General features: G+C 67.0%; 24 protein-coding genes and 1 other RNA gene. 7 read left to right on the top strand and 18 right to left on the bottom strand.

Annotated elements, in window-relative coordinates:
- Window positions 1-97: 97 nt before the first annotated feature.
- The 11 genes from dnaK to EC845_RS06145 form a co-directional block, all read right to left on the bottom strand.
- Complete coding sequence (gene dnaK / locus EC845_RS06195; RefSeq protein ID WP_123296285.1) at window positions 98-2,029, bottom strand: molecular chaperone DnaK; 1,932 nt, start codon at window positions 2,027-2,029, stop codon at window positions 98-100.
- Window positions 2,030-2,142: 113 nt separating this feature from the next.
- Window positions 2,143-2,724, bottom strand: a complete 582-nt coding sequence (grpE, locus tag EC845_RS06190; RefSeq protein WP_123296284.1) for a nucleotide exchange factor GrpE — start codon at window positions 2,722-2,724, stop codon at window positions 2,143-2,145.
- 181 nt (window positions 2,725-2,905) lie between these two features.
- Complete coding sequence (locus EC845_RS06185) at window positions 2,906-3,259, bottom strand: FKBP-type peptidyl-prolyl cis-trans isomerase (RefSeq protein ID WP_123296283.1); 354 nt, start codon at window positions 3,257-3,259, stop codon at window positions 2,906-2,908.
- A gap of 293 nt (window positions 3,260-3,552) precedes the next feature.
- Window positions 3,553-3,649, bottom strand: an RNA gene (gene ffs / locus EC845_RS06180) — signal recognition particle sRNA small type.
- Between the two features lie 5 nt (window positions 3,650-3,654).
- A complete protein-coding gene (locus tag EC845_RS06175) occupies window positions 3,655-3,897 on the bottom strand; it encodes a hypothetical protein (RefSeq protein ID WP_123296282.1) in 243 nt (80 codons plus the stop codon).
- A gap of 308 nt (window positions 3,898-4,205) precedes the next feature.
- A complete protein-coding gene (locus EC845_RS06170; RefSeq protein WP_123296281.1) occupies window positions 4,206-5,006 on the bottom strand; it encodes an amino acid ABC transporter ATP-binding protein in 801 nt (266 codons plus the stop codon).
- Window positions 4,990-5,643 carry an amino acid ABC transporter permease gene (locus EC845_RS06165; RefSeq protein ID WP_123296280.1) on the bottom strand — a complete coding sequence of 218 codons (654 nt, stop codon included), beginning with the start codon at window positions 5,641-5,643 and terminating at the stop codon, window positions 4,990-4,992. Before EC845_RS06165 ends, EC845_RS06170 begins: the two co-directional genes overlap by 17 nt.
- A 19-nt stretch (window positions 5,644-5,662) precedes the next feature.
- The gene (locus EC845_RS06160; RefSeq protein WP_123296279.1) at window positions 5,663-6,325 is read right to left on the bottom strand and encodes an amino acid ABC transporter permease; all 663 of its coding nucleotides are present in this window, start codon (window positions 6,323-6,325) and stop codon (window positions 5,663-5,665) included.
- 141 nt (window positions 6,326-6,466) lie between these two features.
- Window positions 6,467-7,261 (bottom strand): transporter substrate-binding domain-containing protein, encoded by a 795-nt coding sequence (locus tag EC845_RS06155; protein WP_123296278.1) that lies wholly within the window; start codon window positions 7,259-7,261, stop codon window positions 6,467-6,469.
- Window positions 7,258-8,064 (bottom strand): GntR family transcriptional regulator, encoded by an 807-nt coding sequence (locus tag EC845_RS06150; RefSeq protein ID WP_123296389.1) that lies wholly within the window; start codon window positions 8,062-8,064, stop codon window positions 7,258-7,260. The genes EC845_RS06155 and EC845_RS06150 overlap by 4 nt, the downstream gene beginning before the upstream one ends.
- Before the next feature lie 274 nt (window positions 8,065-8,338).
- Complete coding sequence (locus tag EC845_RS06145) at window positions 8,339-8,959, bottom strand: FMN-dependent NADH-azoreductase (protein ID WP_123296277.1); 621 nt, start codon at window positions 8,957-8,959, stop codon at window positions 8,339-8,341.
- 189 nt (window positions 8,960-9,148) lie between these two features.
- Between EC845_RS06145 and EC845_RS06140 the strand changes: the two genes are divergently transcribed.
- The 3 genes from EC845_RS06140 (at window position 9,149) to EC845_RS06130 (ending at window position 12,028) form a co-directional block, all read left to right on the top strand.
- A complete protein-coding gene (locus EC845_RS06140) occupies window positions 9,149-10,048 on the top strand; it encodes a LysR family transcriptional regulator (protein WP_123296276.1) in 900 nt (299 codons plus the stop codon).
- 190 nt (window positions 10,049-10,238) lie between these two features.
- Window positions 10,239-10,841 (top strand): nitroreductase family protein, encoded by a 603-nt coding sequence (locus EC845_RS06135; protein ID WP_233597941.1) that lies wholly within the window; start codon window positions 10,239-10,241, stop codon window positions 10,839-10,841.
- 62 nt (window positions 10,842-10,903) lie between these two features.
- On the top strand, window positions 10,904-12,028 hold the full coding sequence (locus tag EC845_RS06130; RefSeq protein ID WP_123296274.1) for a TraB/GumN family protein: 1,125 nt from the start codon (window positions 10,904-10,906) through the stop codon (window positions 12,026-12,028).
- Between the two features lie 27 nt (window positions 12,029-12,055).
- Here EC845_RS06130 and EC845_RS06125 read toward each other — a convergent pair whose 3' ends face one another.
- The 5 genes from EC845_RS06125 to EC845_RS06105 all read right to left on the bottom strand — a co-directional run bounded on the left by EC845_RS06125 (window position 12,056) and on the right by EC845_RS06105 (window position 17,230).
- Entirely contained in the window at window positions 12,056-12,646 is a 591-nt protein-coding gene (locus EC845_RS06125) for a DUF1439 domain-containing protein (RefSeq protein WP_123296388.1), read from the bottom strand.
- A 116-nt stretch (window positions 12,647-12,762) separates the two neighbouring features.
- Window positions 12,763-13,101: a tRNA-binding protein gene (locus tag EC845_RS06120; RefSeq protein ID WP_123296273.1), complete on the bottom strand. Its 339-nt coding sequence runs from the start codon at window positions 13,099-13,101 to the stop codon at window positions 12,763-12,765.
- An 82-nt stretch (window positions 13,102-13,183) separates the two neighbouring features.
- A complete protein-coding gene (locus tag EC845_RS06115; RefSeq protein ID WP_123296272.1) occupies window positions 13,184-14,119 on the bottom strand; it encodes a DMT family transporter in 936 nt (311 codons plus the stop codon).
- A complete protein-coding gene (locus tag EC845_RS06110; protein WP_233597940.1) occupies window positions 14,116-14,706 on the bottom strand; it encodes a TetR/AcrR family transcriptional regulator in 591 nt (196 codons plus the stop codon). Before EC845_RS06110 ends, EC845_RS06115 begins: the two co-directional genes overlap by 4 nt.
- A gap of 142 nt (window positions 14,707-14,848) precedes the next feature.
- Window positions 14,849-17,230 (bottom strand): cation-translocating P-type ATPase, encoded by a 2,382-nt coding sequence (locus EC845_RS06105; RefSeq protein WP_123296270.1) that lies wholly within the window; start codon window positions 17,228-17,230, stop codon window positions 14,849-14,851.
- A gap of 40 nt (window positions 17,231-17,270) precedes the next feature.
- Here EC845_RS06105 and EC845_RS06100 point away from each other — a divergent pair, with 40 nt between their 5' ends.
- The 4 genes from EC845_RS06100 to recR all read left to right on the top strand — a co-directional run bounded on the left by EC845_RS06100 (window position 17,271) and on the right by recR (window position 21,161).
- Complete coding sequence (locus EC845_RS06100; protein WP_123296269.1) at window positions 17,271-17,735, top strand: MerR family transcriptional regulator; 465 nt, start codon at window positions 17,271-17,273, stop codon at window positions 17,733-17,735.
- 143 nt (window positions 17,736-17,878) lie between these two features.
- Window positions 17,879-20,071, top strand: a complete 2,193-nt coding sequence (gene dnaX, locus EC845_RS06095) for a DNA polymerase III subunit gamma/tau (protein ID WP_123296268.1) — start codon at window positions 17,879-17,881, stop codon at window positions 20,069-20,071.
- Window positions 20,072-20,185: 114 nt separating this feature from the next.
- Window positions 20,186-20,509, top strand: a complete 324-nt coding sequence (locus EC845_RS06090) for a YbaB/EbfC family nucleoid-associated protein (protein WP_123296267.1) — start codon at window positions 20,186-20,188, stop codon at window positions 20,507-20,509.
- Between the two features lie 67 nt (window positions 20,510-20,576).
- On the top strand, window positions 20,577-21,161 hold the full coding sequence (recR, locus tag EC845_RS06085; protein ID WP_123296266.1) for a recombination mediator RecR: 585 nt from the start codon (window positions 20,577-20,579) through the stop codon (window positions 21,159-21,161).
- A 32-nt stretch (window positions 21,162-21,193) separates the two neighbouring features.
- On the opposite strand, the gene moaA is transcribed toward recR, so the two are convergent.
- On the bottom strand, window positions 21,194-22,306 hold the full coding sequence (gene moaA / locus EC845_RS06080) for a GTP 3',8-cyclase MoaA (RefSeq protein WP_123296265.1): 1,113 nt from the start codon (window positions 22,304-22,306) through the stop codon (window positions 21,194-21,196).
- Window positions 22,307-22,405: 99 nt separating this feature from the next.
- Entirely contained in the window at window positions 22,406-23,515 is a 1,110-nt protein-coding gene (locus tag EC845_RS06075; protein ID WP_123296264.1) for a YeiH family protein, read from the bottom strand.
- Between the last annotated feature and the right edge of the window lie 161 nt (window positions 23,516-23,676).

The raw sequence follows: 23,676 nt of genomic DNA, 5'->3' as shown, positions 1-23,676 counted from the left end.
CGCACAGGTCGTGCGCGGTCGCCAGGGTTTCATAAGCGCGTAAGGCTGGAGAGACCCGGTGAAGGGTCCGTCCAGCCTTGGCGCATCACATGAAGGATCAGTCCTTCTTCACTTCCTTGACTTCGGCGTCGACGACATTGTCGTCGGCCGGTGCGGACGCAGCCTGCGCGCCCGGTGTGGCGCCGTCGGCGCCTGCAGCGGTAGCCTGCGCGTCGGCATACACCTTCTCGCCCAGCTTCTGGCTGGCTTCGAGCAGGGCGGTCGACTTGGCTTCGATGACGGCCTTGTCTTCGCCCTTGAGCGCTTCTTCGGTGTCCTTGATGGCCGCTTCGATCTTTTCCTTCTCGGCCGCCTCGAGCTTGTCGCCGTGCTCGCCCAGCGCCTTGCGGGTGCTGTGCACCAGCGCTTCGGCCTGGTTGCGGGCCTGCACCAGTTCGAGTTTCTTCTTGTCCTCGACGGCGTTCAGCTCGGCATCCTTGACCATGGCCTGGATCTCGTCTTCCGACAGACCCGAGTTGGCCTTGATGGTGATCTTGTTTTCCTTGCCCGTGCCCTTGTCCTTGGCGCTGACGTTCAGGATGCCGTTGGCATCGATGTCGAACGAGACCTCGATCTGCGGCGTGCCGCGTGCAGCCGGAGCGATGCCTTCGAGGTTGAACTCGCCCAGTGCCTTGTTGGCGGCAGCGATCTCGCGTTCACCCTGGAACACCTTGATCGTCACGGCCGGCTGGTTGTCGTCGGCGGTCGAGAAGGTCTGTGCGAACTTGGTCGGGATGGTCGTGTTCTTGCCGATCATCTTGGTCATCACGCCACCCAGGGTCTCGATGCCCAGGGACAGCGGCGTCACGTCCAGCAGCAGCACGTCCTTGCGGTCGCCCGACAGCACCTGGCCCTGAATCGCGGCACCCACGGCCACGGCTTCGTCGGGGTTGATGTCACGGCGCGGTTCCTTGCCGAAGAACTCCTTGACCTTCTCCTGCACCTTGGGCATGCGGGATTGGCCACCCACCAGGATCACGTCCTGGATGTCGGTGATCTTGACGCCGGCATCCTTGATGGCGGTGCGGCAGGGTTCGATCGAACGGGCGATCAGGTCTTCCACCAGCGATTCGAGCTTGGCACGCGTGAGCTTGAGGTTCAGGTGCTTGGGGCCCGATGCGTCGGCGGTGATGTAGGGCAGGTTGATGTCGGTCTGCGTGCTGTTGGAGAGCTCGATCTTGGCCTTTTCGGCGGCTTCCTTCAGGCGTTGCAGGGCCAGCACGTCCTTGGACAGGTCGACGCCCTGTTCCTTCTTGAACTCGCCGATGATGTAGTCGATGATGCGCTGGTCGAAATCTTCGCCGCCCAGGAAGGTGTCGCCGTTGGTCGACAGCACTTCGAACTGCTTCTCGCCGTCCACGTCGGCGATCTCGATGATGGAGACGTCGAACGTGCCGCCGCCCAGGTCATACACGGCGATCTTGCGGTCGCCCTTGTCCTGCTTGTCCAGGCCGAAGGCCAGGGCCGCCGCGGTGGGTTCGTTGATGATGCGCTTGACTTCGAGGCCGGCGATGCGGCCGGCATCCTTGGTGGCCTGGCGCTGGGCGTCGTTGAAGTAGGCCGGGACGGTGATCACGGCTTCGGTGACGGGCTCGCCCAGGTAGTCCTCGGCAGTCTTCTTCATCTTGCGCAGCACCTCGGCGCTGACCTGGGGCGGTGCGAGCTTCTTGCCGCGCACTTCCACCCAGGCGTCGCCGTTGTCGGCGGCCGCGATGGTGTAGGGCATCAGGTCGATGTCCTTCTGCACTTCCTTCTCGGTGAACTTGCGGCCGATCAGGCGCTTCACGGCGTACAGCGTGTTGCGCGGATTGGTGACCGCCTGGCGCTTGGCCGAGGCGCCGACCAGCACTTCGCCGTCTTCCTGATAGGCGATGATGGACGGCGTGGTGCGCGCGCCTTCGGAGTTCTCGATGACTTTGGGGGTGTTGCCTTCAAGCACAGCCACGCAGGAGTTGGTGGTGCCCAGGTCGATGCCGATGATTCTTCCCATGTTTTTTCCAGTATCTAAAAGGTTCAGTCTGAATCCGATCTGCGGCTGCGGGACTCGTTTTCAAGAGGGCCGCGGCGCTGTCGGGTTTCTTTCGATCGATGTGTCGAGGCCGATCAGGCCGGTGCGGTGACGGTCACCAGCGCCGGACGCAGCACGCGGTCGGCGATGAGGTAGCCCTTCTGCAGCACCGCGACGACGGTGTTCGGGTCCTGCTGGGCCGGCACCACCGAGATGGCCTGGTGCTGGTGCGGATCGAACCGCGTGCCGGCGGCCGGCTCGATGGCGATGACCTTGTTGCGCTCGAGGGCCTGCTTGAGCTGGTTGAGCGTGACTTGTGTGCCTTCGCGCAGTTGCTCGATGGTCGCGTTGCCGCTGGCCAAGCCGGCTTCGAGGCTGTCCGCCACGGGCAGCAGGCTTTCGGCGAAGCTCTCGACACCGAACTTGCGGGCCTTGGCCACGTCTTCTTCGGCCCGGCGGCGGGTGTTCTGGGCGTCGGCCTGCGCGCGCAGGACCTGGTCGGCCAGCTCGGCGTTCTTGGCCTTCAAGGCATCGATCTGGCCGGTGAGGGTGGCCAGCTCGTCTTGGTTGGCGGCCAGCGCGGCCTCGGCTTCTTCAAGGGAAAAAGGAGCGTCCGCGGCAGCAGGAGCCTCGGTGGCGGGCGCGGCTGCAGACGGGTTTTTCTCGAGGTCTGACATGGTTGGAACGGAAATAAAAAGAAGAGACAGCTCTCAACCTAGGGGTCGCGGCGGTGATTTCAAGAGCGCGGCCAGGCAGGTCAGGCAGGGGCGCTGCCACAGCGCCGAGGCGGGCGGTGGCAGCGACGTGCCGCAGCGTGCGGCACGGGAGGGCATCGCACGGATGCCCTCGGGGCGGGGATCAGCCCTGGACGCCCAGCAGTTCGACGTCGAACTTCAGCGTGGCGTTGGGGGGGATCACGCCGCCGGCGCCACGTGCGCCATAGCCCAGGCTGGCCGGAATGATGAGCGTGCGCTTGCCGCCGACCTGCATGCCGGCCACGCCTTCGTCCCAGCCCTTGATCACATGGCCTGCGCCCAGGGGGAACACGAACGGGTCGTTGCGGTCCTTGCTCGAGTCGAACTTGGCGCCTTGCTGTCCGTCCTGGTAGAGCCAGCCGGTGTAATGGACGGTGACGTACTGGCCGGGCTTGGCGGCGTCGCCGGTGCCGACGGTGGTGTCTTCGTATTGCAGGCCGGAGGGCGTGGTGGTCATGGAGGGCGTCCTCAAGTGGTAAGAGTCGGAAAAGAAATGCAGCCCGAGCGGCTGCAAAATGGAGCATTCTAGACTGCGATTCCCCTCTGGGATCGGATGATCCGGAGGCCTGGCGCCCTTGCCCATCCCGTCAAGGCGATCTCGACGGCTGCGGTGGTGCGGAATCGGAGGGGGATCTGTGCAGCCATCGCCGATGGATGACCGCTGCGACGACCTTGATGGACGTCTCGAAGAGGTGGATCAGGCCGAGAAGCGTTGCTTCTGCCGCTGCATGCACACTGGAAAGAATGGAAGGTGACGAGCCTTGACCCCGGCACTGACGCCACAGTTAGGGCTGCTTGGTTCCCCACCTGACCCGGTTGGCTGCTTAGCCATGCGGGAAGGCCCGTCGAGGTCTATTGTAGGCGACGTTGAGCCTCGGCTTCGCCAAAAGTGAGTGTCAGAAGGTATTTCACTTCGCCGGCCAGCCGTTTGAAGTCCTCGTCGCCCACGGCTTCGCTGATCTGGCGCATCAGGCGCCCGACGCGCGGATGCATGCAACCGTCGAGTGCGCGCACCAGCGAGGCGGTGCGGGCGCAGTCGAGGTTGATCACGGTGTCCTGGTCGGCGAATTCGGCTTGGCAAACGTTTTGCAACATGGCGGATCGGGCTTTCGGAAACAAGGGAAGCTTTGTTGCGTCGCAGCAGACTTTAGGCAATTTTTCTGATGTTCGCAAGCGGCGCTGTCTGACCCCTGTCCGCCGAACCGTGGCGATACCCGCGCAACGGCCTGCCGTCATTCCGGACGACGGCTTCGGTACTGATACCGGTTTCAAAAAAAGAAGCGCCCCCGGCGGGACTGGTGCCGCCGGGGGGCCGGGACAGCGGTGGCCCGCTGTGGGGTTGCCCTGCCTGCGCTTGCACAGCAGGGGCCGCTTGTCAAATGTCCAACATCCGACTGACGCACTCAGTCATGCAGCGAGGACAGGAATTGCTGCAGTTCGGGCGTGCGGGGATTGCCGAAGATCTCGTTGGGCGGACCCATCTCGTGCACACGGCCCTGATGCATGAAGATGACACGGTCGCTCACCTTGCGGGCAAAGCTCATTTCATGCGTCACCATCAGCAGCGTCATGCCTTCGGCGGCGAGCGATTCGACCACGCGCAGCACTTCGCCCACCAGTTCCGGGTCGAGCGCGCTGGTGATCTCGTCGCACAGCAGCACCGCCGGGTCCATCGCCAGTGCGCGGGCGATGGCCACACGCTGCTGCTGGCCGCCCGAAAGCTGGTCGGGCATGGCGTCGAACTTCTCGGCCAGACCGACGCGCTCGAGCAGCACGCGGGCGCGCTGGGTGTTCTCGCTGCTGTTCTTTTTCTTGACCAGCATGGGCGCCAACATCACGTTGCGGCCCACGCTGAGGTGAGGGAAGAGGTTGAACTGCTGGAAGATCATGCCCACGCGCTGGCGCAGTTCGCGCATCGCCATGGCGCTGTCGTACAGCAAGGGTTTGCCGTCGACGGTGAGCGAGCCTTCCTGGAACACTTCCAGGCCGTTGATGCAACGCAGCAGCGTGCTTTTGCCCGAACCGCTCTTGCCGATGATGGCGATGACTTCGCCGCGCTGAACATCCAGGTCGATGCCCTTGAGCACCTCGTTGGTGCCGTAGGACTTGCGCAGTGCCGTGACGCGCACGATGGGCGCGCCCTGCCGGGTATGCGGCTCGGCCAGGGTGGCGGTGGATGCGGGGGCTTCAGTGGCGGCCTGCATGGATTTTCCTTTCAAGTGTCTTGGCGTACAGGCTCACGGGGAAGCACAGCACAAAATAGATCAGGGCCACGGCTGCAAAGACGAGCAGCGGTTGGTAGGTGACGTTGGAGATCATGCCGCCGGCCTTGGTGAGCTCGACGAAGCCGATCACCGAGGCCAGCGCCGTGCCCTTGATCACCTGGACCAGGAAACCGACGGTGGGCGGCACGGCGATCTTGAGCGCCTGCGGCAGCACCACATGGCGCAGCAGTTCGCCGAAGCTCATGGCCAGGCTCTGCGCGGCCTCCCATTGACCCTTGGGGATGGCGGCGACGCAGCCGCGCCAGATCTCGGTGAGGAAGGCGCTGGTGTAGAACGTGAGCGCCAGGGCCGCCGAAGTCCAGGCCGAAGTCTCGATGCCGAACAGGGCCAGACCAAAATACATCAGGAACAGCTGCATCAGCAACGGCGTGCCCTGGAAGAGCTGGATGTAGGCGCCGACCAGCCGTTCGGCGATGCGGCCGCCGCCCAGGCGGGCCACGAGCAGCGCCAGTCCGACGATGCCGCCGCCGACGAAGGCGATGAGCGAGAGCACGACGGTCCAGCGGGCTGCCAGCAGCAGGTTGCGGAAAATGTCCCAGAGGGTGAAGTCAACCATGGCTAAAAATAACTCCGGGTCAGCGGCCGAACAGGAAACGAGGGCCGATCCAGTTGAGGAGTCGGCGGATGGCGACGGCCAGGGCCAGGTAGACCAGCGTGGCCACGATGTAGGCCTCGAAAGCGCGGAAGTTGCGGCTCTGGATCAGATTGGCGGCGTAGCTCAGCTCCTCGGTCGAGATCTGGCTGCAGACGGCCGAACCCAGCATCACGATGATGATCTGGCTCACCAGTGCGGGCCAGACCTTGCGCAACGCCGGCGGGATGATGACGCGCGTGAAAATCTGCAGACGGCCCAGCGCCAGGCTCTGGGCCGCTTCGATCTGGCCACGCGGCGTGGCTTCGATGCCGGCGCGGATGATCTCGGTGGCGTACGCGCCGAGATTGATGACCATGGCCAGGATGGAGGCGGTCAGCGGCGAGAGCTTGACGCCGGCTGCCGGCAGGCCGAAAAAGATGAAGAACAGCTGGACGATGAAGGGCGTGTTGCGGATCAGCTCCACATAGCTGCCCGCGATCCAGCGCAGAGCCGAAGGGCCCTGCGAGCGGGCCCAGGCGCAGGCGACGCCCAGCAGCGTGCCGAGCACGGTGGCGATGGCCGTCAGGCCGAGCGTCCATGCCACGCCGGTTGCCAGCAGGGGCCACTGGCTGAGCACGGTCATGAAGTCGAGTTGAATGAGCATGGCGGATGTTTGGCGGGATCGGTCGGGAGGCGGCGTTCGGGAACGGGGCTGCACCGTGGGGTGAGCCCCGCCCGGGCGATGGACGCCTGGCGCACGGCGGGCGGGGCCGTGCGCCGGGGTGTCGCGGAAACGGGCGCGGCCTTACAGGGGCAGGTTGCCGGCCTCGCGCTTGAGCCACTTCTGCGACAGCTTCTCGAGCGTGCCGTCGGCCTTGGCGGCCAGCAGGATCTCGTTGACCTTGGCGCGCAGGGCGTCCTCGCCCTTGGCCACGCCGATGAAGTTGGGGCTGTCCTTGAGCAGCAGCTTGTACTCGGCATCCAGGCGCGGGTTCTTCTGGGCCAGCGTCGAGATGTTCGAGACGCTGGTCGCGATGACCTGGGTCTGGCCCGAAGCGAAGGCGGCGGAGGTGCCGGCCTGGTCTTCGAAGCGCTTGACGATCATGTCGGCCGGGCCGACCTTGGCCAGTTCCTCGTCTTCCATGGCGCCGCGGGTCACGGCGACCGTTTTGCCCGAGAGGTCGGCAAAGGTCTTGACCGTCATGCCCTTGGCGGCAAACACGCCTTGGTAGAAAGGCGCGTAGGCGTGGGTGAAGTCGATGACTTTTTCGCGCTCGGCGTTCTTGCCCAGCGTCGAGATCACCAGGTCGGCCTTCTTGGTCTGCAGGTAGGGGATGCGATTGGCGCTGACCACGGGCAGCAGTTCGATCTTGACGCCCAGCTTCTCCGCGATCAGCTTGGCCACGTCGATGTCCAGACCCTGGGGTTGCAGGTCGAGGCCGGCAAAGCCGTAGGGCGGGTAGTCGGTAGGCACGGCGACCTTGAGGGTCTTCGACTTCATGACGTCGGCGAGCGCGTTCTGGGCATGAGCCAGGGTGGCGCTGCCCATCAGGGCGACGGCGGCGAGGGCGAGGGAGAAGTGGCGTTTGGCGAGGTTCATAGCAGTGCTCCGAGGTAGGACGAATCGTCCTGTTGGGGTGGGGAAGAAGAAGGGGCGGACGGGTTCGTCCTGGGGGTTGTCGTCTTGCTGCGGCCTGCAGCGGTGCGGGTGCTGCGCGGCTTGCCGGCCTCGACGGGCATGGGCTGCAGCGCATCGCGCAACTGGGCCAGCGGATCGCTGTCGGTGGGCTTGCGCAGCGTGGCGCTGATGGTGCCGATGTGATCGGCCATCAGGGCCTCGGCCTGTGCCATGTCGCCGCGCTCGAGCGCCGCGACGATGTGCACATGGTCGTCGCAGGACTGGGCCGCATCGTGCAGCGACTGGTAACGCATGGCGATCAGCGTGGTGCGGGCCGTGAGGTCGCGCAGCGTGTCGGCCAGCAGGCGGTTACCGAGGCATTCGGCGAGGCAGACATGGAAGTCGCCCAGCAGGTAGCTGCGCAGCCCGACGTCGTCGCCGGCCACCGCGGCCTGTTCCTTGGCCAGATGCTGCTTGAGCTTGGTCACGGCGGATTTGTCCAGGCGGGTGTTCTGCCGGATCAGTCCGCGCTCGATGACTTGCCGGGCGTCGAATGCCTCGCGGGCCTCGTCCTGCGTGGGTTCGACCACATACCAGCCGCGCCGCGCACTGACGGTCACGATGCCGCGCGTGGCGAGCTGCAGCAGGGCCTCGCGGACCAGCGTGCGGCTGCAGTCGAACAGCATCGCCAGAGGCTGTTCGCCCAGCCGCATGCCGGGATGCAGCTTGCGCGCCATCACGGCTTCGAGGATGCGCTGGGCGATGGTTGAGGAGGTCGTGGTCATGCTGCCAACCATCCAGCACGAACCATGCCATGTGCTTTGGGTTGGTATACAAGACTTGGCAATCAGCTTTGCGCACCTGATTTGTGCGATGGCCTTGTGTGGGAGGTCGGTGTGCGCCAGCTTGGGGCGGGCACATGATCCAGATCGGGGCGCATGACCCCTGCTGCGTGAAAACGGCCGGACATGAAAAAACCGGCAGGCCAGGCAGGCGTGCCGGTTCGTTCGGAGGGCCGGAGCAGCACGCTGCCGGCCGGGATGGCCCGAGGGCCGGGGATCAGGCGGCGGCCAGGGCCTTGATCTCGTTGGCAGCCTGGCTCAGCGCCTCGGCCTTGGCTTCGGGGCCCATGCCGATTCGTTCGGCGCGGATGAAGGTCACGTCGGTGATGCCGAAGAAACCGAAGACCGCCTTGAGGTAGCTTTCCTGGTGTTCGAGGAAGGCCAGTTCAGGCTTGTCGAAATAGGCGCCGCCGCGGCTGGAGGCGACGATCACCTTCTTGCCGGCTGCCAGGCCTTGCGGGCCGGCTTCGGTGTACTTGAACGTGCGGCCGGCCTGCGCCACGCGGTCGATCCAGGCCTTGAGCTGGCTGGGCACGCTGAAGTTGTACATGGGGGCACCGACCACGACCACGTCGGCTGCCAGGAACTGCGACACCAGGGCTTCGGAGATCGCGTTCTCCTTGCGCTGCACGTCGGTCAGGCTGGCATCGTCGAGGCCCAGGCGGAAGCCCAGCGAGTCGGCATCGAGGTGGGAGGGCGCGTTGGCCACGAGGTCGAGTTGCTCGACCACGGTGTCGGGCTTGGCGGCCACCCAGGTGGCGACGATCTGCGCGGTGAGCTGGCGCGAAACCGAGTTGGCGCCCAGCGGGCTGGAATCGATCTGCAGAAGTTTGGTCATGGCAATGTCCTTGTCTGGCTGTATGAGGGGTTGGGCCGGGCGCCGCGATGTGCAGCGCCGATGCATGAATGGTAGGGACGCTTGCACCTGCTGATAAGTCGCCGTGACCGGATCAGATTGTTCCATCCATAGGTTCAATCACGCACAATCGTGGTTTTGGTTATGGGTGAAAGAAACGTCCGTCGTCCTATGCAAGATCTCAATGACATGCTGTTTTTCTGCGAGGTGGTCGATCGTGGCGGTTTTGCTGCGGCCGGCCGTGTGCTGGGTGTTCCGAAGTCGCGTCTGTCCCGGCGGGTGGCCGAACTGGAGAACCAGTTGGGGGTGCGGCTGCTGCAGCGCACCACCCGCAAGCTGTCGCTGACGGCGGTCGGCGAGGTCTATTACCGGCACTGCGCCGCCATGCGCACCGAGGCGCAGGCCGCGGCCGATGCGGTGGCCCGCGTGCAGTCCGAGCCTCGCGGGCGGGTACGGGTGACCTGCCCGGTGACGGTGGCCCAGGTGGTGCTCGGGCCGGTGCTGCCGAGGTTCATGCTGGCGTTTTCCCAGGTCCGCATCGACATGGAGATCACCAACCGGGTGGTCGACCTGGTCGAGGAGGGCGTGGACGTGGCCCTGCGGGTGAGGCCCACGCTCGACGACTCGGGCAGTCTGGTGATCAAGCGCCTGGGGCTGAGCCACACCGAACTGGTCGCCAGCCCCCGCCTGCTGGCGCGCCATCCGCGTGTGACCCGGCCGCAGGATCTGCATGCGCTGCCCACGCTGACCATGTCGGGCGTGGAAGGACGGACCACCTGGCTGCTGGTCGGGCCGGACGGCGCCGAGTACAGCTTCGACCACGAGCCCCGCCTGCTGGCAGACGACATGCTGACCCTGAAGTACGCGCTGCTCGAAGGCATCGGCTTCGGTTTCCTGCCCGATTACATGTGCGCGGAAGAAATGGCCGATGGCCGCCTGGTGTCCGTATTGCCCGGCTGGTCGCCGCCGCCGGGCATCCTGCATGCGGTGTTCCCGTCGCGCCGGGGCCTGACGCCGGCGGTGCGGGCGTTCCTCGACTTCCTCGGCGAATCGCTGGGCAGCGGCAACTAGAGGCGCCTCGGCGTGACCGGAAACGCGAGCCGCGGCAGCCCGGTTCGCCACTGTAAATCTACGATGTGTGCAGGGGTTGTGCAATGCCAGTAGGATGGCGGGCCTTGCTATGCAAAACGAGGGGTCGAACCCGAGGCGGTGCAGCCCGTACGGCCGGTTCGATTCCCGCATGCCCTCGAAGGAGTTTCCTGTGACCGAACAGACCCGTCAGCCCGAGTATCCCGTCAATCCCATCTTCATCGATCGCTGGTCGCCGCGTGCTTTCACGGGCGAGACCATCAGCGAACAGGATCTGCTGACCATCATCGAAGCCGGCCGCTGGGCCCCTTCGGCGTTCAATGCGCAGCCCTGGCGCTTCATCTACGCGCGTGCCGGTACGCCGGCCTGGGACGCTCTGTTCGCCACGCTCAATGCCTTCAACCAGAGCTGGGCCCAGAGGGCTTCGGCGCTGATCGTCATCGTGTCGGCCAACCGGTCTCAGCCCCCCGGTGCCGCCGAGCCCAAGCCCAACGGCACGCATGAGTTCGACACCGGCGCCGCCTGGGGCTACCTCGCCCTGCAGACGACGCTGCTGGGCTGGCATGCCCACGGCATGACCGGCTTCGACAAGGAACTGGCCCGCACCAGCCTGGGCGTGCCCGAAGGCTACACCGTGCAAGCTGCCGTCGCCATCGGCCGCCGCAGCGAAGACAAGAGCTTCCTGGCCGAAGCCCTGCAGTCGCGCGAGGCACCCAGCCCGCGTCTGCCGGTCAAGGCGATTGCCGCGGAAGGTCGCTTCGGCTTCGAAGGCTGAAGGCAAAAGACTGAAGGAAATCGGCAGATTCCACAGGCGTCGATGCCCCGGATAATGGGCGCATGACACGACGTTCGAATCTGCTGGCGGTCTGTTGCGCCGCCTGGCTGTGGGCCAGTCCCGCCTGGGCCGAAACACCCTCTGGCGCCCTCGGTGCTCCGGCCTTGCCGGCCGGGGTGGCCCAAACCACCCCGCCGGGCGGCAGCACCCAACTCTCCGATTCCCCTGCTTCGGCACCGGGCGCGGCATCCGCCGCCCGCGTGTGCCCGCCGCCGGCCGTGCGGCCGACGCCCGATGCCTTGCGTGTCATGGCGGCCCAGGCGCGCGACCGCGGTTTCCTGTGGCGCATTCGCCGCGATGGTCATGACTCGTGGCTGTACGGCACGCTGCATGTGGCGCAGTCCGAGTGGCTCATGCCCGGGCCCAGGGTGCAGCGGGCCATGCAGCGCAGCGACACGCTGGCACTGGAGCTCAATCTGCTCGACCCTCAGGTGATGCAGGTGCTGGCCCGCCCTGCCAGTCCGGCACGCGTGAATGCCGTGATGACGCCGCAGCGGCGCGAGGCGCTCGCTGCGCAGGCCGACAAGGCCTGTATCGACGCGCGGTTGCTGGCGCCCCTGCGCCCCGGGATGCAGGCCATGACCTTGCTTACCCTGGCGGGGCGCGAGGACGGTTTCTACGCCGATTACGCCATCGATTTCGTGCTTGCGGGCATGGCCCAGGCGCAGGGCAAACCCGTGATCGGTCTCGAAAAACCCGAAGATCAACTGGCCTTGCTGACGGGCGGTTCCTCGCAGGCCGAGGGCGAGATGGTGGACAAGGCGCTCGAAGAGCTGGCCTCCGGCCGCGCCCGCACCGACATTCAGGCGCTGACCCAGGTCTGGGCCCGGGGCGATCTGGCGACGCTCGATCGTTATCCCGAGTGGTGCCGCTGCATGGACACGCCGGCCGATCGCGCACAGATGGGCCGCGTGCTGGACCAGCGCAATGTGGCCTTGGCCCGCGGCATCGAGAAGCTGCACGCCGAGGGCCGGCGCGTGATGGCCGGCATCGGTGCCTTGCACATGATCGGCGACCAGGGCCTGCCGGCATTGCTGCAGGCGCGGGGCTTCGAGGTGCTGCGGGTCGATTTCGACCGGCCTCTGCCAGGCGGGCAGGCGCGTGGCGGGTCCGACCCGGGCCCATGAGCCCCGAGTCGCGCCCATGGCTTCGCGCTAGTCGACCTTCACCTTGATGCCATCTTCCAGCACCGTGATCTCGCCGGGCTGGAAGACCTGGCCGTTGAACGTGAGTTCCTCGGGCTTGAAGGTGTAGAGCGCATAGTCGGCCAGCACCTGGGCTGCCACGGCGGCGCTCACGGCCTGCAACTGCCGTGCGGCTTCGCCCGACATGCCCTTGATCTCGACCTGGTCGGCACGCGGCTCGTGCAGCCGCAGGGCGCGGGCGGGCGCATCGTATTTCAAGCCGCTGCTCAGCGCGAGCAGCCCTTGCACGGGGCGGGCCAGCAGCAGGTCGTTCTCGATCTGCACGTCGCTGGTGACCTGAGTGCGGTTGGCCTTGGCGTCCAACCCCAGCCTGGGGTTGCTCAAGGTGACGCGAAACAGCTCCATGTAGCGCAGCCGCAGGGGAAAGCGCTCGGCCAGCCCTTGCTGCAGCAGTTGCCGCTCGATCGTGTATTCACCCAGCCAGATGTTGTAGCCCGCGCGGGCGGGCGCAAGCGCTGCCAGCGTGCAGGTCGCCAGGGCCACCTGGGCGGAGCGATGGAGCCAGCGTCGCCGGCCGAGGTCGGGGAGAGGAGCATGCATGCCCGATTGGAGCATGCCGGGTGCATGGGGTTCCGCTGGCCGGATGCGGGTTTCATGCCGAGCTGTTGTCGGACGCGTGCCGGCGGGTGGTCTTCAGGCTCGCCGGTTCCATGCGACTAAAACAAGCGGCTGCCCAGTGGCACAGGCCTGTCCGGTACGCACAGGGCCACATGACCCTGCTCGTCCGGAAAACCGGTCACGAGGCATTCGGAACGGAACGGCCCGATTTGTTTGGGCGGAAAGTTGATGACGGCGACCACGAGCTTTCCCACCAGCTCATCCATCGCATAGAGCCGGGTGATTTGCGCGCTGGATTTGCGCAGTCCGATCTCGGGGCCGAAATCCACCTGCAGCTTGTAGGCCGGCTTGCGTGCTTCGGGAAATGGCTCGGCCTTGATGATGCGCCCCACGCGCAATTCGATTTTTTCGAAATCGTCCCATGAAATGGTCGTCATGATGATGGCTGCTTCTCCAGTGTTGATCCAGTGTTGACCGTGTCGAAAGACCAGGGCGCCGCGGCTGGCCTGCGTTGAGCCGTCAGACGGCCTGGGTCGGCGGCAACGGGCGGGTTCGCCCGCCTGTACGGGCCGGTAGCGTGATGCACACCAGGCACGCAAAGATGAGCGCCACGCCGACCCATCCCAGTTCGGGCAGACGTTCGCCCACAACCACGGCGGCCAGTGCGGCCGCGACCACGGGCTCCACCAGGGTGATCGTGGTGGCCATGCTGGCCTGGATGCGGGCCAGGCCGTAACCAAAGCACACGTAGCCCAGGAACATCGGCACCACGGCCATGTAGATGCCCACGCCGGCGTTGTTCCACGACGCAAGAAACGGGGCACCCGTCGTCAACAGCACGGGCATCAGCGTGAGACCGCCCAGGCCGAAGGTCGCGCCCATGGCCGCGCGCGACGGGATACGTCTCTGCATCAGGCGGCGGGCCGCCCACGAAAACAAGGCATAGGTCAAACCGGCGAGCAGACCCAGGGCCACGCCGATGGGGATCGACGGCGCAGCCGAGCCGTGGCCGCCGCTTTCCGCGATGCAGAGCAGTGCCATGCCCACCAGGCCCAAGGCGGCTCCAAAGACCCATCGGGCGGTGACGCGCAGGTCGTCCATGACCATTTCGATGACGGCGGACAGCAGGGGCGCGGAGCCGATGGAAACCACCGTGCCCACCGTGACGCCGGCCATGCGCATCGAGCCGTAGAACGCCAGCGGGTAGATCGCCACGGCCAGGGCACCGACCAGCAGCCAGGGCCATTGCTGTCGCAGTGCGGCGGCATGGCGGGCAATGGCCCGGGTCGCGATCGCGGCCTGGAGCAGACCGCCGACGCCCATCGCTGCCGCGCCAATGGCGACTGCGCCGACTTCGGGTGCGAAGGTGGCGGAGACGCCGGTCGTGCCCCACAGGACAGCCGCCACCAGGACGCCTGCAACGCCCAGCAGGTGGTCTTTGGATGAGGGGGTCAAGCGGCCTCCAGCAGCGAGGCGGCGATGCGTTTGGCCTGGATGACGCAGTAGCTGTTGCCTTCGAGGCCGGCCCGAACGATCGAGCCTTCGAGCAGAAGCGCCAGGTGCCGGGCCAACAGCGCAGCGCGTGGCGCATCGCCGGGAATCAGCTCGGCGAGATGCCTGTTCAAGATGGATTCGACCTCTTCCTTGTGGGCGCGCACGGCTTTTCGGCCGGAGTCCCCGGCCGGGAACTCGGCGGCCGCGTTCAGCAGACCGCAGCCGCGAAACCCGCGCTCGTAGGCTTGTTCGGCGTGGTCGGCGTAAGCCTCGAACACCGACAAGACACGCTCTGCGGGCCCCTTGGCCTGCTGCACGCGGGTGTCGTACAGCGAGAGCCACTCGGCGTGCCGAATCTGAAGGTAGGCCTCGACCAGTTCGGACTTGGACGCGAAGTTGTTGTACAGGCTTTTTTTCGCCACGCCGGCTTTCTTGACGATGGCGTCGATCCCGGTGGCTGCGATGCCGTCGTTGTAGAACAGGATGGCTGCCGCGCTCAAGAGGCGGTCGTGCGCGCTGCCTTTGCGATGGGGAGTCTCGACAGTCACTGGGTTTTTCATTCAAAAGTAGGTAGACCAGTATACCTACTTCAGCGCAAAAAGAATCGCATCGACGGCAAACTTTGCAGCACCTTGTGGATGCATGAGGATCAAGCCGACCGCCTCTTGCGACCCTCATACCCGAGGGATTTCATGGCGTGCGGCCGGCGCGCAGCAGCCGCAGTCCGTTGCCGACCACCAGCAGGCTCGCACCCATGTCGGCAAACACGGCCATCCACATGGTGGCCGAACCCGCCAGGGCCAGACCCAGAAAAACGGCCTTGATGCCCAGGGCCAGCGCGATGTTCTGCCACAGCACCCCGTGGGTGCGGTGCGACAGCCGGATCGCCAAGGGAATGTTGCGCAGGTCGTCGGTCATCAGCACCACGTCGGCAGTCTCGATGGCGGTGTCGGTGCCGATGGCGCCCATGGCCACGCCGATGTCGGCCTGGGCCAGGGCGGGCGCATCGTTGATGCCGTCGCCGGCCATGGCGGTGGCGCCGTACTGCCGCTGCAGGTCGACGATCGCCTGCTGTTTGTTTTCGGGCAGCAGATCGCCGCGGGCGTCTTCGATGCCGGCCTCGGCCGCAATGGCGCGGGCCGTGGCGGTGTTGTCGCCGCTGAGCATCACGGGCACCACACCCATGGCCTTGAGCGTGGCCACGGCTTCGCGGCTGCTGGCCTTGATGGTGTCGGCCACGGCCAGCATGGCGAGCACGCCTTGCGGGCCGGCCAGCAGGGTCACGGTGCGGCCTTGCCGTTCGTGCTCGGCCAGCCGCTCGGCCAGGCCTGGCGGCACGGGGCCGAACGATTGCGCGAGCCGCAGGTTGCCCAGAACGTAGTCGGTGCCGCCGATCGAGCCCTGCACGCCGCGTCCGGCCAGGGCCTGGAAGCCCGTGACTTCCGGCAGGCCGCCGTCGGCCCGGGCCAATCCGGCCGCGATGGCCTTGGAGACCGGATGATCGGATTGCAACGCCAGGGCGCGTGCGATGCGCAGGCTCTCGGCATCCGGCTTCTCGCCGGACGGGACGGTGGCCGGCGCAAGCAAGGGGTCGCGGGCGAGCCCATGGGGCACGGATTCGAAAGCGACCAGCGCCGGGGCGCCGGTGGTGACCGTGCCGGTCTTGTCCAGTGCAACGGCTCGCACGCGCCGCAGGTTTTCGAGGAAGGTGCCGCCCTTGATCAGGATGCCGCGACGCGCGGCGGCTGTCAGGCCGCTGACCACGGTGACGGGCGTGGCGATGACCAGCGCGCAGGGGCAGGCGATGACCAGCAGCACCAGGGCCTTGTAGATGGCGTCCAGCCAGGTCCAGTCCAGCAGCAGCGGCGGCACGATGGCCGCCAGCAGGGCGATGACGAAGACGGCCGGCGTGTAGATGCGGGCGAAGCGGTCGACGAATCGTTGTGTCGGCGCGCGCGCCTGCTGGGCCTGCTCGACGGCCGCGATGATGCGGTCGATGAGGTTGTCGCCGGTGGCCGAAGTCACCCGCACGTCGATGGTGGCGGTGGTGTTGATGGTGCCGGCAAAGACGGTGTCGCCCGGGATCTTGTCGACGGGCAGGCTTTCGCCGGTGATGGGCGCCTGGTCGACGCTGGTCTGGCCGGCCTCGATCACGCCGTCGAGCGCGATGCGTTCGCCGGGTCTGGTGCGGATGCGGTCACCGACGCGGATCTCGCCGATGGCCTTCGGTTGCCATGAACCGTCGGCCTGGCGGGCGAGGGTCTGGTCGGGGCCGGTGTCGAGCAGGTCCCGGATCGCGCCGCGTGCACGCTCGGCTGCGCGAGCCTCGATCAGCTCGGCGATGGCATACAGCGCCATCACCATGGCGGCTTCCGGCCACTGGCCGATCAGTGCCGCGCCGGTGACGGCGACCGTCATCAGGGCGTTGATGTTGAGGCGGCCGTGGCGCAGCGCCACCAGGCCCTTGCGGTAGACGTCGAATCCCGAGAGTGCGATCGCCGCTGCGGCCATGCCCATGCCGAGGCCCTGTGCGACCAGGCCTTCCGGGGCGGCAAAAGCCGTGGCCTCGGCCGCCAGCGCCAGGACCAGTGCGGCGATCAGGCGCGGCAGACCCGGCTGACCGGAGAGCGGCGCGTGCGCCGCGGCACCATCCTCGCCCTCGGTGTCCAACGCCTGGGTGCGGAAACCCGCGCCTTCGATGCGCGCAAAGGCCTGTGCGGCCGCTTCGGCATCGGCCGAGATCGTCAGCACCCGGGCCTTCAGATCGAAGTGCAGGTCGTTCACACCCGGAAGGCCCTCGACCAGCCCGCGGATCTCGTTGGCCTCGACCGCACAGTCCATGTCCGGGATGCGGCGGCGCGTGCCCCCGGCCGGCGCCGGGCTGGCCGGGGGCAGGGCCGTGGCGCCGCAGCAGGCGTCGGCATGGCCGTGGCCGTGGTCGTGACGATGGGCGTGGTCGTGTTTTTTCCCCGGCGCAGGATGACCGTGTGACTCGGAACCGTGGCGATGCGTTTGGTCATGTTCATGGTCATGGTCATGGTCATGGGGGGCGGGGCGTGTGCGGGTGTCCATGGCATCATTGGAAACCTTGAAGCCACTTGAAGGTCAACCCATGCCCGATGAAAGACCGCACTACCGTATCGGCCAGGCCGCGAGCGAGTCCGGGCTGAGCGCCGCCAGCATCCGTTTCTACGAAAAGCAGGGACTTCTGCCCCCCGGCTTGCGCAGCGAGGCCAGCTACCGGCTGTACAGCGAGGAGGACGTCCACCGGCTGCGTTTCATCCGCCTGTGCCGCGCCCTCGACATGTCGCTCGAGGAGGTCCGGACCCTGCTCGATCTGGATCTGCGCGACTCGGCAGACTGCTTACGCGCCCAGGTCACCCTGGACGAGCACCTGCGCCACGTTCGCGAACGACTGGAGGAACTGCGGGTGCTGGAGCGCGATCTGCTGTCCATCCGGGGGCGCTGCGACGGCCAGGGGCCGCATTGCGGCATCATGCAGGCGTTGCACCAGCGTGCAGACCGGGCCCCGGCGCCCGAGCCCGAAGTCCGGGCGGCCGGGCTGCGTCACGTCTGATCCCGCATCGCACGTGAACCCGGGGCCAGGCCGCTGTATCCAGGGGCTGCTGCCCAGGGCAACGGCCCCGACGGCCCCCGGCGGGAGGTCCGGAATCCGGCTGCTGCGTGAACAGGGCCTCCGCTCACCTTAGAATGCCGCCCATGTCCTATCTCGTGCTGGCCCGCAAATACCGACCCAAGAATTTTGCCGAACTCGTCGGGCAAGAACATGTGGTGCAGGCTCTGAGCAATGCGCTCACGCAGCAGCGCCTGCACCATGCCTATCTTTTCACCGGAACGCGCGGCGTGGGCAAGACCACGGTCTCGCGCATTCTGGCCAAGTCGCTCAACTGCACCGGCCCCGACGGCCAGGGCGGCATCACGGCGACGCCCTGCGGCGTCTGTGCCGCCTGCCGCGACATCGACAGCGGCCGGTTTCCCGACTACACCGAGCTCGACGCCGCCTCCAACCGTGGCGTCGACGAGATCCAGTCGCTGCTCGAGCAGGCGGTCTACAAGCCGGTCCAGGGCCGCTTCAAGGTCTTCATGATCGACGAAGTGCACATGATGACCAATCATGCCTTCAACGCCATGCTCAAGACGCTGGAGGAGCCCCCCGAATACCTGAAGTTCGTGCTCGCGACCACCGATCCCCAGAAGGTACCGGTGACGGTCCTCTCGCGTTGCCTGCAGTTCAATCTGCGCCCGATGGCGCCCGATACGGTGCTCGATCACCTCACGCGTGTGCTGGCGGCCGAGCAGGTCTCGTCCGAACCCCAGGCCCTGCGTCTGCTGGCCCGTGCGGCGCGCGGCTCGATGCGCGATGCGCTGAGCCTGACCGACCAGGCCATCGCCTTCGGCAGCGGCGAGCTGCATGAGGCTCCGGTGCGCCAGATGCTGGGTGCCGTCGACCGCACCTATGTGCTGCGGCTGATCGAAGCCCTGGCGCAGAACGATGGCCGCACCGTGGTCGAGACCTCGGACACCCTGCGGCTGCATGGGCTGTCGGCCGCCTCCACGCTGGAAGAAATGACGTTTGTGCTCCAGCGCATGGCCGTGCATCAGGCGGTGCCCGACATGACTCCCGATTCGGCCGACCCGGAAGCCGCGGACATCCGGCGGCTGGCGACCCTGATGCCGGCCGACGAGACCCAACTGCTCTACAGCCTGTGCCTGCACGGCCGCGGCGAACTGGGCCTGGCACCCGACGAGTATGCGGCGCTCACCATGACGCTGCTGCGGCTGCTGGCGTTCAAGCCGGCTTCGGCAGAGGGCTCGGCAGCCTCGGCTGAAAAAAAAACAGCGCTGAAAGCTGAATCGCCGGCTTTTGCTCCGGTTCCGCCGCCTGCGCCGGCCTTGCAGGCCGCGCAGGGTGCGCCGAATCCCGGTGCCGGCGCGGTGGCGCCGGCCGTCCAACCGACCCCCGCCGAACCGGCGCGATCGCCTGCAGCAGCCGCTCCGGCCACGGCGGCGATCCCGCCCCCCGTTTCGACTCCCGCTCCGGCCGAAAGACCGGTCGCCCAGCGTGGCGAACCGGATGCTGCCACGGCGGTGGAGCCGGTCGCCCGGCCCCCGGCCTCCGAGGTGCCCGCGCCTTCTGCTGCGCCTCAACGCCAGCCCGCACCCCAGCAGCCCCGGCCTGCCGCCGCCGCGAGCCGGCCGGCGCCCGCTGCGGCGCAGCCCGCCGTCGCCGACGACGTGCCGCCCTGGGAGGATTCCGAAGCCGCCTCCTGGCAGAGCATGGCCGACGGCTGGGGCGAGGGCAGTGCGCCCGAGAACCGCGACCTGTCCGATCGTCCGGCGCCTGCCGCATCCGCCGATGCGGCGAAGCGCAACGAGGCCGTTCGCGGTGACGCCGGACGCGTGCTCAACATCCCCGTCCGCCAGCAGCCCGAGCCCGGAGCCCGTACCGAGCAACGCGTGACCCGCGCTGCCGCAGCCGATGTGCCGCCGCCCGAACTGGTACCGACGCCGGAAGGCGATGTCTGGTTCGAACTGGTGGAATCGCTCTGTGCCAGCAAGGCCGTCACCGCCATGGTCCGGCAGCTCGCCATCCAGTCTCAATTGATTGCCCGCGACGAGGGCCTGTGGCACCTGCGTGTCGAAAGCGAGTCGCTGGCATCGGCCGCGCTGCGCGAACGCCTGCAAGGTGTGCTGGCCGAAGCGGGCCATGCCGTCAAACTGCAGGTCGAGGTCGGCACGGTCAAGGACAGCCCGGCCAAACGGCAGGCGCTGGCGCAGGCCGAGCGGCTCGAGGCCGCGCGCGAGCGCATCATGGCCGATCCCTACGTCCAGGCGCTGATCCGCGATTTCGATGCACGCGTGGTGCCGGGCAGCATCGCACCGGTCGACTGAGCCCGCGATTTCGCACGGCGGGTCCGGCCGGCCGGCCGCAGGTGCCACAATGCCGGTCTGGTTTGTGGACCCCGCCTTCATCCCCACATTCGTACTCTCAAAGGAAACACCATCATGTTCAACAAAGGACAACTCGCCGGTCTCATGAAGCAGGCTCAGGCCATGCAGGACAACCTCAAGAAAGCCCAGGAAGAGCTGGCGCTGATCGAGGTGCAGGGCGAATCCGGTGCCGGCCTGGTCAAGGTCACGATGACCTGCAAGCACGACGTCAAGCGCATCGAGATCGATCCCAGCCTGCTGGCCGACGACAAGGACATGCTCGAAGACCTGGTGGCCGCAGCCTTCAACGCCGCCGTGCGCCGGGCTGCCGATGTCGAGCAGGAAAAGATGGGCAAGCTCTCCGCCGGCCTGCCTGGCGGCATGAAGCTGCCGTTCTGATCGGAGCGGACTTGCTGCTGCCTCGTCTCCTTCGGTTGTTGCCGGCCTTTGCCACGAAGGCCGGGGCATGAGCGCGTCGGTCGCCGCCCTGACCGAGGCGCTGCGCCGGTTGCCCGGCGTCGGGGCCAAGTCGGCCTCGCGCATGGCCTACCACCTGCTGCAGCACGACCGCGAAGGCGCCCAGCTCATTGCGCAGGCACTCCAGCAGGCCGCCCGCGATGTCCGCCATTGCCGGCTGTGCAATACGCTGACCGACGACGACGTCTGCGCGGTCTGCCGCGACGCGGGGCGTGACCGCAGCAAGCTGTGCGTCATCGAAACGCCTGCCGACGAAGCCGCACTCGAACGCACGGGGGCCTATAAGGGGCTCTACTTCGTGCTCATGGGCAAGCTCAGTCCGCTCGACGGCGTCGGTCCGCGCGACATCGGACTGGCCAAGCTGTTCGAGCGCGCCGAGGATGGCGTGGTGCAAGAGGTCATCCTGGCCACGAACTTCACCGCAGAGGGTGAAGTCACCGCGCATGTGATCTCCGAACGGCTCAAGTCCAAGGGCGTCGCGGTCACCCGGCTGGCCCGGGGCGTGCCCGTGGGCAGCGAACTGGAATACGTGGACCTGGGCACGATTGCGCACGCGCTGGTGGACCGCCGATAAGGGCGCAGGGCCGACTGGCGCCGTCTACGCCGTCAACCGCCGATGTAGCTCATCTCGATGCGGTCCTCGGGCTGGATCTCGGCCCCGGCCGCTCCGCGCTGTTCCGAATAATGGTCTTGCCGACCGCTCCAGACGGCCGCGATGGCACGGCTCAGCGTTTCGTCGCTGGCTCCCCCGCGCAACAGGCTGCGCAGATCGTGGCCCCGGTTGGCGAACAGGCACAGAAAAAGCTGGCCCTCGGTCGACAGGCGTGCCCGGTTGCAGTCTCCGCAGAAGGCCTGGGTCACGCTGCTGATCAGGCCGATCTCGCCGCCGCCGTCCGCATAGGCCCAGCGCTGTGCGGTCTCGCCGGGGGTCGAGGCATCCAGAGGCTCGAGTGTCCAGTGCGCGGACAGGCGCGCCAGAACCTCGCGCGAGGGCACGACGTCCGCCATGCGCCAGCCGTTGCTGCTGCCGACGTCCATGTACTCGATGAAACGCAAGACCACGCCCGTGCCACGGAAGTGCCGGGCCATGGCGACGATTTCATGGTCGTTGACGCCGCGCTTGACCACCATGTTGACCTTGACGGGGCCCAGGCCGACCGCCTGCGCGACTTCGATGCCGTGCAGCACGTCGGCGACGGGGAAGTCGACATCGTTCATGCGCCGGAACACCGCGTCGTCCAGCGCATCGAGGCTGACCGTGACGCGGTGCAGACCCGCATCGCGCAGGGTCGCGGCCTTGCGGGCCAACAGCGAACCGTTGGTGGTCAGCGTGAGGTCGAGCGGCAGGCCGTCTGCCGAGCGGATGGCGGCGAGCTGGGCCACCAGCACCTCGAGATCCTTGCGCAGCAGGGGTTCACCGCCGGTCAGGCGCAGCTTGCGCGTGCCGTGGGCGGCAAAGAGACGCGCCAGGCGCGAGATTTCCTCGAAAGTCAGCAGGGCCTGGTGCGGCAGATAACGATAGTCCTTGCCGAACTTTTCCTTGGGCATGCAATAGCTGCAGCGAAAGTTGCAGCGATCGATCACGCTGATGCGCAGGTCGCGCAAGGGCCGGCCGCGTCCGTCGAGTAGGTGTCCGGTGGGGGCGGATGGCCCATGCGGCAGCGCGCGGCCGGCCAGGCTGGCCAGCCGCTGGTCGATCAGTGGAATCACGCGGGGCATGCCTTTATTGTCAGGGCGAATGGCTGAATTCGTATGCAGGCCGGCACCAATCCCTAGGAAAATGGCCCCGTTTGTTTTTTGAATCGTGGCCGGCTGCGATCAGCCGAGGCGCAGTGCGACGGCGTTGATGAGGGCGCCGCCACCCAGCAGCCAGGCGAACAGCACACTGGCCAGGATCAGGGGTCTGATGCCGGCGCGCCGGATCGCGGTGTGGTGCGTGCCCAGGCCGAGCGCCGCCATGGCCGTGGCCAGCAGCACGGTGTCCAGTGTCATGGCCGCCTGGCTCACGACAGCGGGCAGCGGGAACAGCGAATGCAGCGCCACCACCGCCATGAAGGCGACGGCAAACCACGGAACGGCAATCGCGGGTTGCCGGCCGGCATGGCCGGACTGTCCGTCCCGGCCCGACCGGTCGCGGCCCAGCCACCACGACAGTGCCACCAGGAACGGCGCCAGCATCAGCACCCGCACCAGCTTGGCGACGATGGCCATGTCGGCCGTGCCTTCGCCCAGGCTGCGGCCGGCAGCCACCACCTGCGCGACCTCATGGATGGTCGAGCCCATGTAGAGTCCGGCAAACCGGGGATCGCCCACGGCCGGTTGCAGCGCGGCAGCCAGCGTGGGGTAGATGAAGACCGCCAGCGTGCCGAACACCACCACCGTGGCGACCGCCACGGCGACCTGATCGTTGCGTGCGCGCGCCACCGGTGCCGTGGCCAGCACGGCCGCCGCTCCGCAGATCGAACTGCCGGCCCCGATCAGCACCGCCGTGCTTCGCTCCAGGCCCAGCCAACGGGTGCCCAGCCAGACCGCCAGCACGAAGGTGCTGCTCAGTACCAGCGCATCCACGGCCAAGCCGGCCCAACCCAGGTGGGCGATGTCCTGCAGCGTCAGGCGCAGGCCGTAGAGCACGATGCCGGCCCGCAGCCAGGTCTGCTTGGCGTGACCGACACCCGCGTCGCAGGCCGCCGCCCAGCGCGGATAGACCGTGTTGCCGGCCGCGATGCCCAGGGCGATGGCCAACACCAGCGGGCTCAGCCCGTGGTCGGCGAGCCAGTGCCATCGACCCATCGCGATGGCGATTGCGGCGATGCCCAGCGCGACCAGCAGCCCGGGCAGGCGCGGCCATTGCGCTGCCCAGCCATGCCCTTCGGAGGCACCCGGTCCGGCCAGTGCGGTGTGGGGGGCGTGGGGGGCGATCGCAGGCATGGGTTCTTTCGTTATTCATTCGACAGATATGAATCTACAGAAATTGCATAAACTGATAAAGTGAATAATGTAGATTGATTAAACCTGAAAAACAGGTTATCGAGTGACTGACGCAACCACTGCCCCGTCGTTCGACCGTGTGGCGGCCCGCCCAAGTCTCG

This window comes from Comamonas sp. BIGb0124 (genome assembly GCF_003752175.1).
In the GTDB taxonomy this organism is placed as follows: Bacteria; Pseudomonadota; Gammaproteobacteria; order Burkholderiales; family Burkholderiaceae_C; genus Comamonas_F.
Note: the sequence above shows the minus strand (reverse complement) of the source record. Positions and strands in the feature narration are given on the sequence as shown.

Excerpts from the sequence above, each read along its gene's own strand:
- dnaK (WP_123296285.1), bottom strand. The coding sequence starts at position 2,029 with ATGGGAAGAATCATCGGCATCGACCTGGGCACCACCAACTCCTGCGTG.
- grpE (WP_123296284.1), bottom strand. The coding sequence starts at position 2,724 with ATGTCAGACCTCGAGAAAAACCCGTCTGCAGCCGCGCCCGCCACCGAG.
- EC845_RS06185 (WP_123296283.1), bottom strand. The coding sequence starts at position 3,259 with ATGACCACCACGCCCTCCGGCCTGCAATACGAAGACACCACCGTCGGC.
- EC845_RS06175 (WP_123296282.1), bottom strand. The coding sequence starts at position 3,897 with ATGTTGCAAAACGTTTGCCAAGCCGAATTCGCCGACCAGGACACCGTG.
- EC845_RS06170 (WP_123296281.1), bottom strand. The coding sequence starts at position 5,006 with ATGCAGGCCGCCACTGAAGCCCCCGCATCCACCGCCACCCTGGCCGAG.
- EC845_RS06165 (WP_123296280.1), bottom strand. The coding sequence starts at position 5,643 with ATGGTTGACTTCACCCTCTGGGACATTTTCCGCAACCTGCTGCTGGCA.
- EC845_RS06160 (WP_123296279.1), bottom strand. The coding sequence starts at position 6,325 with ATGCTCATTCAACTCGACTTCATGACCGTGCTCAGCCAGTGGCCCCTG.
- EC845_RS06155 (WP_123296278.1), bottom strand. The coding sequence starts at position 7,261 with ATGAACCTCGCCAAACGCCACTTCTCCCTCGCCCTCGCCGCCGTCGCC.
- EC845_RS06150 (WP_123296389.1), bottom strand. The coding sequence starts at position 8,064 with ATGACCACGACCTCCTCAACCATCGCCCAGCGCATCCTCGAAGCCGTG.
- EC845_RS06145 (WP_123296277.1), bottom strand. The coding sequence starts at position 8,959 with ATGACCAAACTTCTGCAGATCGATTCCAGCCCGCTGGGCGCCAACTCG.
- EC845_RS06140 (WP_123296276.1), top strand. The coding sequence starts at position 9,149 with ATGCAAGATCTCAATGACATGCTGTTTTTCTGCGAGGTGGTCGATCGT.
- EC845_RS06130 (WP_123296274.1), top strand. The coding sequence starts at position 10,904 with ATGACACGACGTTCGAATCTGCTGGCGGTCTGTTGCGCCGCCTGGCTG.
- EC845_RS06125 (WP_123296388.1), bottom strand. The coding sequence starts at position 12,646 with ATGCATGCTCCTCTCCCCGACCTCGGCCGGCGACGCTGGCTCCATCGC.
- EC845_RS06120 (WP_123296273.1), bottom strand. The coding sequence starts at position 13,101 with ATGACGACCATTTCATGGGACGATTTCGAAAAAATCGAATTGCGCGTG.
- EC845_RS06105 (WP_123296270.1), bottom strand. The coding sequence starts at position 17,230 with ATGGACACCCGCACACGCCCCGCCCCCCATGACCATGACCATGACCAT.
- EC845_RS06100 (WP_123296269.1), top strand. The coding sequence starts at position 17,271 with ATGCCCGATGAAAGACCGCACTACCGTATCGGCCAGGCCGCGAGCGAG.
- dnaX (WP_123296268.1), top strand. The coding sequence starts at position 17,879 with ATGTCCTATCTCGTGCTGGCCCGCAAATACCGACCCAAGAATTTTGCC.
- EC845_RS06090 (WP_123296267.1), top strand. The coding sequence starts at position 20,186 with ATGTTCAACAAAGGACAACTCGCCGGTCTCATGAAGCAGGCTCAGGCC.
- recR (WP_123296266.1), top strand. The coding sequence starts at position 20,577 with ATGAGCGCGTCGGTCGCCGCCCTGACCGAGGCGCTGCGCCGGTTGCCC.
- moaA (WP_123296265.1), bottom strand. The coding sequence starts at position 22,306 with ATGCCCCGCGTGATTCCACTGATCGACCAGCGGCTGGCCAGCCTGGCC.
- EC845_RS06075 (WP_123296264.1), bottom strand. The coding sequence starts at position 23,515 with ATGCCTGCGATCGCCCCCCACGCCCCCCACACCGCACTGGCCGGACCG.